Source organism: Kitasatospora sp. NPDC097643 (assembly GCF_040302625.1).
Lineage (GTDB): Bacteria > Actinomycetota > Actinomycetes > Streptomycetales > Streptomycetaceae > Kitasatospora.
The window spans coordinates 60,751-71,627 of the sequence record NZ_JBEOSA010000047.1; the positions used below are offsets into that span (position 1 = coordinate 60,751).

The window sequence follows — 10,877 nt, forward strand, 5'->3', positions numbered from 1 at the left end:
GTGCGGCGGCGCGCCCGCCGGGCAGGCCGACGGGGTGAGGCGCACGTCGGGCGGGGACCGTGCCGGAAAAGGGACGCCGCGGGGATGGCGCGGAGGTGGGGCGGTCAGTGCCCGGCGGTCAGTGCCCGACCGTCAGCGGCCGGCGGCGAACGGCAGGCCGAGGTGGGTGCGGGCGAGTTCGCGGACGCCCTCGCCGTCGATCAGGTGGATGTGCCGGTGGCCCTCGTCGGCGGTCAGGTCCAGGGCCTCCTCGCCGAACCGGCCGGTGGTCAGCCGCAGGCCCCGCTCGGCGGACTCCTCCTCGACCGCCTCGGCGAGGGTGGTGATCTCCGCCGCGGTGACCGGTTCGGCGCCCCGGGAGGCCCAGACCACCCAGCGGCCGGGCAGCGCGCTGCCGGGCACGCCCTCGGCGGTGGCGACCAGCCCGGCCGGGCCGCGCAGCCGGACGCTCCACTCGGCGAGCCCGCCCCGGGTGAGCAGGTCGCGCACCAGCTGGGCGAACTCGTTCGCGGACAGGTCGGGCGCGGCCGGGACGGCGGCCGACGCCCGGGCGGCGGGCTGGACCCCGGTGCGGGCGTACGGGTCCGGGGTGACGGCGGCACCGAGCTGGCGCAGCCGCACCAGTGCCTCGTCCTGCTCGGCGTCCGCGTACACGCCCTCGTCGTCGCGCTCCTCGTACGGGGTGGCGGGCGGCAGCAGCCGGGTGCGGGCCAGCGCGTCGCGGTCGGCGTCCACGCTGACCAGGCAGAGCGGCTCGGCCGCGCCGGGCTCGCGCAGCCAGCCGTTGAGCACCACGCCGGCGAGTATCTCGTCGGTGTCGACGGCGTCGGCGGCCTGCAACGCGCGCAGGGCGAGCCGGGCGACCAGCCGCAGGTAGTCGGTGGCCCGGTCGGCGGGCGGGCGCGGCACCGGGAGGATGTCGCCGTCGGGGGCGAGCCGGTAGCCGCTGAGCGAGGGCACCAGGTCCAGCGGTGGCAGGTCGAGGTCCAGTACGGCGGTGCGGGTGAGCGGGCGGAAGACCGCCCGGCAGGGGGCCGGGAGGTCCTGGGTGGCGGTCTCGGCGGCGGCGAGCGCCCGTTCCAGCAGCGACTCGACGGCGGCGGGCTCGGCCAGCCGGTAGGCCCGGCGGCACTCCTCCAGGCTCTCGTTGTACTCGCGCACGGCGCGGGCACGGGCCTCCTCGGCGGCCTCGTGGGCGCGCCGGGACTCGTCGGCGGCCGGGCTGACCGCCTCGGCCCGGCGGGTGCGCCACTCGCGCAGCGCCCGCTGGTGGGCGAGCCGGGCCCCGGCCAGTTCGCGCTGGTAGCCGGAGTCCAGCAGGCGGCGGGCCGGGGCGCCGTCGGGGTCGGCCACGGGCGGCTCGGCGGGCGCGAAGTCCTCCCAGCGCGGCTCGGCCTCGCCGCCGGTCTCCGGACCGTCGGCGAGGTAGGGGCGGGGCTCGTAGCGGCGCAGCTGGCTCTCGAAGTCCATCGCCGAGACGGGCAGCGCGGCCCGGCGCAGCAGGTCGGCCAGCCGGTCGTGCTCCGCCTGGACGGTGAGCGTGCGGTGGTGGGTCAGCGCGGCGGCCCGGGCGTGCGCCGCGACGGCCTCCTCGGGGTCAGACGGTATGTCAGCGCCCGGGCCGGGGAGGCCGCCTCCGTCTTCCGCGACCTCGGCGCCGTCCGGGCCCGGGTCGGCGCCGAGGTCGCGGAAGACGGAGGCGAGGAAGCCCGGTCGGGGGAACTCGACGGTGGCGGTGCCGTCGGGCTGGCCGTCTGCTGAGTGCTGCATCGGTCGTCGTTCCCCCATGCTCGTCCGGCGCCTGCCCGGGCCGGCCGGCGACCCTGCGGCCCGCCCCTGCCGGACATTGTCCACCGAACGGGCGCAGTGGTCAGCCAAGCCTCTCAGTTGGTCCGGGTGTTGGTCAGGTGCAGGCCGATGTAGCCGACATAGATCCGGCCACTGCCCGAGCAGTCGTCGAGGTAGTGCAGCCGGGGCGCGGTACGGCCGCCGCCGATCCGCAGGTGCGCGCCCATGAACGCGCGCCGCGAGACGTCGACGCTCTCCGGCACCGGCAGCATCCGTTCGCGCTTCCACTTGCCGTGGCTGAACACCGCCCGGGACTCGCCGCGCACCGCCTTGCGGGGCGGGAAGCGGTGGCACCCCTCCGGGGTGTGCTCGCACCACTGCTTGAAGTCCCCACCGGCCGCGCCGCGCACCGCCGCCTCGGCGTACTCCTGAAGGGCGGTCAGACCGTCCCAGGCGAGCCGGGCCCAGCCGGCCCCGGCGCACTGGAGCTCGTCCAGGGCGAGCGCGGTCTTCTGGTCACCGGTGAAGGTGAGCAGCGGGAACTCGCCCATTCTGGCGAGGAGTTCGGTGAAGGTCTCCGGTTTGCCGGACCGCCCGGCCGACGTGGCCCCGGGGCGCGCGACGACGGCCGGGACGGCGCAGTGACGGCTGGCCAGGGCGCGGGCGCCGGCCCGGAGCCGGCCCTTCCGGCGCGCGTGGTGGTCCTGGTGGTCCTGGCCCTCCTGACGTTCCCGGGCCTTCCGGCTCTCGTGGTGGTCGCGGCGCTCCCGGCGCAGGGTGCGGCGGACCCGCTCCAACTCGTCGACCCTGGCCTGCTGCTCGGCCCGGTCCTGCTGCTCCTCCCGGGCGAGCGCGGCCAGCTCGGCGTGGTCGGCGGCCGGGTCTGCGACCGGGCCGACGGTCGGAGCGGCGACCGGGCCGACGGTCGGAGCGGCGGTCGGGCCGGTGGCCGGAGCGCCGGCCGGGACGGCGGACGCACGGTGATGCGGTGCGGGTACGTGCAGCACCGGGACGGAGGCCAGTGGCAGCGGCAGCGGCAGGTCGGCGGCGAGGCGGCGCGGCTCGCGGGCGAGCAGCCCGGCGGCACGGCGGACGTCCTGCTCTATTCGCCCCCGGGCGAGGACCGGGTGCCGGGCGCCGTCCTGCCGGGAGGCCGGGTCGACCTCGGGCAGGTAGGTGCGCACCGCACCGCCGTAGACGGAGTGGTACTCCAGCGCGACGTTGAACCCGGTGCGGGCCCCCGGGTCCAGCACGTAGGCGGTGGCCAGGCCGGGCAGCTGGTGGCAGAGCGGGCGGACCACGTCCTCCACCCACCGGTCGAGCGGGAGGTTCGCCGGGACGCTGGCGACCACGGTGGGCAGCCGGCGCTCCGGATCGCAGAGCTCGTCGATCAGGCCGTCGACCTCGCCCGCGGTGATCACCCGCGGGGTGGGGTGGACGGCGGCCGGGCCGTCGGTGGCGTCGAGCAGGGGCAGCAGGGTGCGGGCGAGCTCGGGCACCGGCACCCGACAGGGCGTCCGCACGCCGTTCCCGGTGCTGTGCGTCTCGGCCTCCAGCCGGACCCAGGTGGGACCGCCGGGTGCGGTGGCCACCGTCAGGGTCAGCTGCCGCGTCCCGTGCGGGGCCGGGGTGCGCAGGCGGCGGCGGTCGTAGCGGCCGGCGCCCGGGCCGCCGCGCAGCGGGCCCTGGTCGCGGTCGAGCAGGACGCGGTCGCCCAGGCGGAGCCGCTCGGCGGCGGCGACGGGCGGCGGCGTGGTCGCGCCCGCTCCGGCGGCGGCCGGTCCGACGGGGATCGCTCCGACGGGGATCGGTCCGACAGCGATCGGTCCGGCGGGGGCGCGGACCGGGGGCGGGGGTTCTTCGCAACCCTCCTGTTTCAGCCAGGCGGCGAGCTGCTCGTCGGCCAGCGCGACGGCGTCGGCGTGCGGGAGGGTGGTGGTGACGGTCATCCGGTAGGGCGTCGCGGGGCCCCGGGGGCCGGGTAGGTCGGCACCGGCAGGCGACGGGGAACGATCTGAGGTCATATGCGCATACCTCCGTGGTGCGGGGTGGGGTCTGGTGTCCTCCATCGATGGGTTATTCGTCCGGTTCGGCCGGATCCTTGCTCAGGAAACGCCACAGCCCGGAGTGGAAGTTCCAGCTTCGGGCCACGTCAATACGTTCGAGTGAATCTGCTCAAGTAGCGCACCGCGCGTCGTGTGACTGTGCTCAGCCTTCGGCCGGGCCTGAGCCGCTGCGGATCCATACGGGCTCCGACACCGGTACGGCCAGCGGGCAGCCCTCCGGGGCCGCGTAGTCGGCGATCAGCACCACCGGCTCCGTACCCAGGTTGCGGCCCACGTGGACGTACACCGGGCCCGCCTCCTCGACCAGCGAGTCCCCGGCCCGGCTGACCTCGACCCGGCCGTCGTGCAGCGTGCGGGTGAGTGTTCCGGACAGCACCACCACCTCGACCCGGCCCGGGTGGTAGTGCCAGCCGGTGCTGGCGCCCGGGGGCAGGGTGATGGTCTGGACGAGGGGCATCTCGGGACGGCTTCCTGGTCGACGGCCGGACCAGGCTAGGCACGCCCAAGGGGCACCGAAACAGACCAGCCACGATGTGGCCGAATCTGTGGCGGAAAACCGCTGTCGCACAAGCACCTCGGACGAATATCTCGGACGGACGTGCGCCTCAGGCGGACAAACGTCTCGCCCGATCGTCCCGGGCCGGCGCTCCGGAGGAGCGCCCGTCGTTCAGACAGGCACCTCGACGTACGTCCGGCCGGCCGGGACCGCAACCGCGGTACCGCCGGTCGCCTCGGCCAGCCAGGTGTGGAAGGCCGCCACCTCCGGCTCCGGCACGCCCACCTCGATCCGCACGCCGGTGGCCTCGTAGGCGAGGTCGCTCACCGTGTACCCGGCGGCCCGCAGGTCGTTCTCCACCCGCCCGGCCCGCACGTGGTCCGCGGTGACCGCGAGCAGCGCGACCGGGCGCCGCTCCAGCAGGCCGACCTCGTCCACCGCCTCCGACACCGCGTTCCCGTACGCCCGTACCAGGCCGCCCGCGCCGAGCTTGATCCCGCCGAAGTACCTGGTCACCACCGCGACGGTGTCGGTCAGTCCGCGACGCCGCAGCACCTCCAGCATCGGCACCCCGGCCGTGCCGCCGGGCTCGCCGTCGTCGTTGGAGCGCTCGCGGCGCTGTTCGTCGCCGACCACGAAGGCGGTGCAGTTGTGCCGCGCGTCCCAGTACTGCTTGCGCACGCCCGCGATGAAGGCCTGCGCCTCGTCCTCGTCGGCCACCCGGGCGAGGCGGCAGATGAACCGGGACTTCTTGATCTCGATCTCGTGGCTGCCGGCCCGCCGGATGGTGAGGTACGGCCTGGCGGTCGGTTCCGGCGTGACGGACATGGCGCGGTGGTTCTCCCCGGAACGACGAAGGCTGGCGGTACCCGCCCCGGGTGTCCGGGCGGATACCGCCAGCCTAGTTGGCGTCGTGCGGTCAGCGACCGGCCAGGGCGTCCAGGGCGGCGCGGTCCAGACCGGTCAGCGCGGTGACCTCGGCCGGGTCGACGGCACCGCAGTCCAGGCCGCGCAGCAGGTAGCCGCTGAGCGCCCGGGCGGTGGCCGGCTCGTCCATCACGTCGCCGCCCGCCTTGGCGACGTACGCGGCCAGCCGGGCGGCGGCGGCCGCCAGGCCCTCGCGGTAGAAGGAGTACACCGCGACGTACCGGGTGGGCAGGTGCGCCGGGTGCATGTCCCAGCCCTGGTAGTAGGCGCGGGCCAGCGAGCGGCGGACCAGGTCGTGGTGGAGCTTCCAGGCCGCGTGCACCTGCTCGGTGGAGCCGGTCGGGATGACGTTGGTCGAGCCGTCGGAGAGGCGCACGCCGGTGCCGGCCGCGGCGACCTGCATGACCGCCTTCGCGTGGTCGGCGACCGGGTGGTCCATGCTCTGGTAGGCCGCGCTGACGCCGCAGGAGGCGCTGTAGTCGAAGGTGCCGTAGTGCAGGCCGGTGGCGCGGCCCTCGGCCGCCTCGATCATCCGGGCGACGGTGGCCCGGCCGTCCGGGCCGAGGATCGCCTGGGTGGTCTCGATCTGGATCTCGAAACCGATCCGGCCGGCGGGCAGCCCGGCGCGGCGCTCGAAGTCCTCCAGCAGCCGGACCAGCGCGGTGACCTGCTCGGCGTAGGTCACCTTGGGCAGGGTCAGGACCAGGCCGTCCGGCAGGCCGCCGTGCGCCAGCAGGGTGCCCAGGAACAATTCCAGGGTCCGGATGCCGCGGGCGCGGACGGCCGCCTCCATGCACTTGATCCGGATGCCGATGTACGGCGGCGCGGCGCCCTCGGCCACCGCGGCGGCGACCAGCTCGGCGGCCCGGACGGCGGCGGCGTCCTCCTCCGCGTCCGGGCGGGGGCCGTAGCCGTCCTCGAAGTCGATCCGCAGGTCCTCGACCGGCTCGCGCTCCAGCTTGGCGCGGACCCGGGCGTGCACGTCGGCGAGCAGGTCGTCGTCGGCCACGCCGAGGGCGCGGGCCAGCTCGGCCGGGCTGCCGGCGTGGGTGTCGAAGGCCTCCAGAGCCTGCCGGCCCCACTCCCGTACGGTGTCGGCGGCGAAGGCGTCGGCCGGGACGTAGACGGTGTGCACCGGCTGCCGGGTGCCGGAGTCGCCCGGGTAGCGGCGCGCCAGGTCGGCGTCGACCGGGGCGAGCAGCGCCTCCACGGCGGCGCGGGCGGCGTCGGAGAAGGAGGCCCCGCCCGTCGGTCCGTTACCGTCGACCTCGACCTGCGACATCCGCACTCCTCCATGCCGAACCAGCACTTCAACAATTTGTTGAGGTGAAGGTAGCCCCGGCGCGGTCGGGCGTCAATGGTCGACCGAGCGGTGGACGCGGGGCGGCGGTCGGCGGCCGGTGTGCCGCGCGCGGTGCACGGCGCACGGTGCACGGCGCGCGGGTCGGCGGAGGCGGTGGCCCGGTCAGTCCCTCCCAGCGGCGGCGTAGCGGTCGCGCAGCTGCGGGTACAGCTCGGCGACGTCCTTGGGGTGCACCGAGCCGTCCGGACGGTTGCCGGCGACGCCGTACTGCTTCGTCAGCCACTCGGCGAGGCGCTGCGGGTCGGGCTGGTGGTCGAAGGTGTCGATGTAGGTCACCAGCGCGTCGAAGGCCAGCTCCGGGTCGAGCCGCGCGGGCGCCGGACGCGGCGCGGGCTCTTCGCCCCGGACGTCCTGAGCATCCTGGCCGGCCTGGACGTCCAGAACGTCCTGCACCGGCTGGCCGGACTGGACGGGGGGCAGCGGCAGCTCGGCGGTGAGGTCGGCGGTACCCGGGTCGACCGGGAGCTCGTCGGGCTGGGGCTCCTCGTCGACCGGGCGCGGGGGCTTGAACCACGGCGAGGCCTGGCCCGGCACCCGCCCGCCCGGGCCGGTGTCGACCGAGTGACCGGTGGTGCGCACCGGACGCTCGGTCCAGACGTTCAGCTCCTCGCGCGGCGGCTGCGGATCCTGCGGCTCGGCGCTCTCCGGCTCGTGCGCGGCACGCAGCCGCACGGCGGCCAGCTTCGCCAGCATCGGGGCGGCCACCTCGGCGGACATCGGCGCAACGGCTGCCGGGGCGGGCGCGGCGACCGGAGATGCCTCGGGCTGCTGGACCTGCGGCGGGTGGGGCTGCTGGGCCTGACCCTGCTGCGGGCCCGGCTGCTGCGGGCCCGGCTGCTGCGGCTGTCGCGCCTGCTCGGGGCGGGGCACGGTGACGGGAGCCGGGGCCGGGGCGGGAGCCGCGGTGGCAGCAGTTGCGGGAGCAACGGCGACAGGGACCGCAGGGGCGGGCGCCGTGGCCTCGGCCGGTGCGATGGCTGCGGCGGCACGGGCCTCCTGGAGCTGGAGCTCCCGGGCCTCCTTGGCCTCCCGCGCCTCGCGCTCGCGCGTCTCCTCGTCCAGCCGTTCGAGCAGCGACGGGTCCAGCGGCACGCCGTACTTGGCGAGCTTGAGCGGCAGCAGGGCCTGGATCGGCGCCGAACGGCGCCAGCCGCGGCCGTAGCGGAAGCGCAGCTGCGCCCGGTAGACCAGCCGGTTCTGCTCCAGCCGGACGACCTCGTCGTACGAACGCAGCTCCCAGAGCTTCATCCGCCGCCAGAGCCGGAAGGTCGGCACCGGGGAGAGCACCCAGCGCATCAGCCGGACCGACTCCATGTGCCGGTCCGCCGTGATGGCCGCGATCCGGCCGACCGCGTGCCGGGAGGCCTCGACCACGACCACGAAGAGGATCGGGATGACGGCGTGCATCCCCATGCCGAGCGGGTCGCCCCAGGAGGCGGCCGCGTTGAAGGCGATGGTGGCGACGGTCAGCAGCCAGGCGGTCTGCCGCAGCAGCGGGAAGGGGATCCGCAGCCAGGTCAGGACCAGGTCGAGCGCCAGGAGCACGACGATGCCGGCGTCGACACCGATCGGGAAGGCGTAGGAGAAGGCGCCGAAACCTTTCTCTACGGCCAGCTCACGCACCGCGTTGTACGAGCCCGCGAAGCCGATGCCCGAGATGATGCAGGATCCGGCCGCGACCAGGCCGAGCAGGCCCCGATGGGCCTTGGTGAGCGTTGGGCGTGCCATTACGTCTATCAACCCCTGGTTGTCGGCTGCTGCCGTACGCTGCCTCGGCTGCCGGTTCCCGCTTGTCGGGGCGCCGGACGGCTGAGCGACCTCCGGGCTCGGCCCACCGGAGTTTACTCGTACGTGTGTTTCAGCGTTTCCGCAGCCTGGAGTGTCACTACGGGGGGCCGACCCCTGCCGGGGACGGGCGGGCCGTCAGCCGGTCTGTCCCGCCGTGCCGTTGAGGTACGTCAGCACGGCGAGCACCCGACGGTTGGCGTCCTCGGCAGGGGCGAGTTCGAGCTTGGTGAAGATGTTGGCGATGTGCTTGGCCACCGCGCCGTCGCTGACCGTCAGCCGGGCGGCGATCGCCGAGTTGGAACAGCCCTCCGCCATCAGCTCCAGCACTTCGCGCTCGCGCGGCGACAGCCGCAGCAGCGGGCCGGGCCGGCGCGAGGTGGTCTGCATCAGCTTCGCGATCACGTCCGGGTCCATCGCCGTCCCGCCGGCCGCCACCCGGCGGACCGCGTCGATGAACTGCCCCGCGTTGAAGACCCGGTCCTTCAGCAGGTAGCCGATGCCGCCGCTGCCGTCGGCCAGCAGCTCGCGCGCGTACAGCTGCTGGACGTGCTGCGACAGCACCAGCACCGGCAGGCCCGGAATCTCACGGCGCGCCTTGAGCGACGCCTGGAGTCCCTCGTCCGTGAGCGTCGGCGGCAGGCGGACGTCGACCACCGCGACGTCCGGACGGTGGGTCAGCAGCGCCTCCAGCAACTCCGGACCGGTCTCCACCGCCGCCGCGATGGTGAAGCCGTGCGCTTCCAGCAGCCGGATCAGGCCTTCGCGAAGGAGGTAGAGGTCCTCGGCGAGGACAACTCGCACGGCAGCTCCAAGGTGATGGTGGTCGGACCGCCCGACGTGCTGTCGATGGCGAGGACACCGTCGAAGGTACCCAATCGCCGCTCGATCCCACGCAGGCCGGTCCCCCGGCCCGGATCCGCCACGCCCACCCCGTCGTCCGTCACCGTGACCCGCAGGCGACCGGCCCGGTACAGGATGTCCACCCAGACCTGCTCCGCCGCCGAGTGCTTGGCCGCGTTGGCCAGCAACTCGCAGATGCTGAAGTAGACGGCCGCCTCCACCGGGGCCGCCGGACGGTCCGGCAGGCTCACGCACACCTCGGTCGGCAGGGCGCTGTCCAGCGCCAACGCCCGTACCGCGTCGCCCAGTCCGCGCTCGGCCAGCACCGGCGGGTGGATGCCCCGGACCAGGTCCCGCAGCTCCTGCAAGGCCCGCGCCGAGGACTGCCGCGCCTCGGAGAGCAGCTCCCTGGCGGCCACCGGGTCGGTGTCCATCAGGTGCTCGATCGTGCCCAGCGTCATCCCTATCGCGACCAGTCGCGCCTGGGCGCCGTCGTGCAGGTCCCGCTCGATCCGCCGCAGCTCGGCCGCCTGGCTGCCCACCGCGTCCGCCCGCGTCTCGGTCAGCTCGGCCACCCGCCTGGTCAGCTGGGCGTGCGTCGACCGGCCGGCGCCGTCCAGGACCCGACGGGCCACCTCGACGTAGCCGCGCACCGCGTACGGCGCCACGAGTATCCCGACGGCGATCATGGCGAGCCCGACCGCGGCGCTCATCAGGATCGACACCAGGCGCGGGGGCACCGGCCCGACCGCCTCGGCGGAAACCGGCCCCGACAGGGTGTACAGCGTGCCGACCAGCAGCAGGGCGGCCACCGGGCCGGCGAGGGCGACCGTGACGAGGGGATTGACCACCAGCCAGGCCAGCTCCGCGCGGGTGGTCCCGTCCCGCAGGCCCCAGTGCGTCAGCTGCACGTACTTCGCGACCGTCCGCGAGCGGTGGTAGGAGTACCCCGTCCACCAGTGCCCGCGCTCGTCCGGCTCCAGCACCGGCAGCGGCTCGTACACCGCCGGCAGCCTGATGCCGTACCAACGCGCCAGCTGGCCCCGCGTGCGGTTCGCGGTACGGCGGAGCAGCATGACCGCGACCAGCCCGCCCGCCGCGGCCGCCGCCGCGAGGGCGAACAGGATCACCGGGCTGTACTCCTGGAGGAAAACGGTCGTCGTCGCCGCCGCCGCGATCGCCGCCCCGACCGGAAGCACCACCCCCGGCAGCGCCCCCAGCACCAGCACGGCCAGCCGCGTCAGCCCCTGGGCGCCCGAGACGAGGGCCGCCTCGGCCTGAGCGCGCACGGCCGCGCCGCTCGTACGACTCGTTGTAGTCACGGAAGCTCCTGATGCTGGTACCGATCGTCCTTCATCAGTGTTCACGAGCCGCCGCCTCCGGACACTGGCCATGGCACCCCAATTCCGAGGTGGACCTAGCACCACCTACAGGTGGTCATAGGAGCACCAAAGTTCTGGGGTTGTCCGGAAATGCGAAGAACCCCCATCCGGAATCCGGATGGGGGTTCTTCAGAAGAATTGTTCGGCGGCGTCCTACTCTCCCACAGGGTCCCCCCTGCAGTACCATCGGCGCTGTGAGGCTTAGCTTCCGGGTTCGGAATGTAACC

8 protein-coding genes and 1 rRNA gene are annotated in these 10,877 nt (G+C 74.7%); all 9 read right to left on the reverse strand.

Features of this window, described 5'->3' with window-relative positions:
• Nucleotides 1-132: 132 nt before the first annotated feature.
• The gene (locus ABTY15_RS26535; RefSeq protein ID WP_350600363.1) at nucleotides 133-1,770 is read right to left on the reverse strand and encodes a restriction endonuclease; all 1,638 of its coding nucleotides are present in this window, start codon (nucleotides 1,768-1,770) and stop codon (nucleotides 133-135) included.
• 113 nt (nucleotides 1,771-1,883) lie between these two features.
• The gene (locus ABTY15_RS26540) at nucleotides 1,884-3,737 is read right to left on the reverse strand and encodes a hypothetical protein (RefSeq protein ID WP_350600365.1); all 1,854 of its coding nucleotides are present in this window, start codon (nucleotides 3,735-3,737) and stop codon (nucleotides 1,884-1,886) included.
• Between the two features lie 259 nt (nucleotides 3,738-3,996).
• Nucleotides 3,997-4,311, reverse strand: a complete 315-nt coding sequence (locus ABTY15_RS26545; protein WP_350600368.1) for a cupin domain-containing protein — start codon at nucleotides 4,309-4,311, stop codon at nucleotides 3,997-3,999.
• A gap of 210 nt (nucleotides 4,312-4,521) precedes the next feature.
• A complete protein-coding gene (locus tag ABTY15_RS26550) occupies nucleotides 4,522-5,178 on the reverse strand; it encodes a YigZ family protein (protein WP_350600373.1) in 657 nt (218 codons plus the stop codon).
• 91 nt (nucleotides 5,179-5,269) lie between these two features.
• Nucleotides 5,270-6,559, reverse strand: a complete 1,290-nt coding sequence (locus ABTY15_RS26555) for a DUF6986 family protein (RefSeq protein WP_350600375.1) — start codon at nucleotides 6,557-6,559, stop codon at nucleotides 5,270-5,272.
• Between the two features lie 183 nt (nucleotides 6,560-6,742).
• Nucleotides 6,743-8,368, reverse strand: a complete 1,626-nt coding sequence (locus tag ABTY15_RS26560; RefSeq protein ID WP_350600377.1) for a DUF2637 domain-containing protein — start codon at nucleotides 8,366-8,368, stop codon at nucleotides 6,743-6,745.
• Between the two features lie 195 nt (nucleotides 8,369-8,563).
• Complete coding sequence (locus ABTY15_RS26565; protein ID WP_350600379.1) at nucleotides 8,564-9,229, reverse strand: response regulator transcription factor; 666 nt, start codon at nucleotides 9,227-9,229, stop codon at nucleotides 8,564-8,566.
• Nucleotides 9,181-10,590: a sensor histidine kinase gene (locus ABTY15_RS26570; RefSeq protein WP_350600381.1), complete on the reverse strand. Its 1,410-nt coding sequence runs from the start codon at nucleotides 10,588-10,590 to the stop codon at nucleotides 9,181-9,183. The genes ABTY15_RS26565 and ABTY15_RS26570 overlap by 49 nt, the downstream gene beginning before the upstream one ends.
• A 200-nt stretch (nucleotides 10,591-10,790) precedes the next feature.
• Nucleotides 10,791-10,877: ribosomal RNA gene (gene rrf / locus ABTY15_RS26575) — 5S ribosomal RNA — on the reverse strand; the annotation flags it as partial.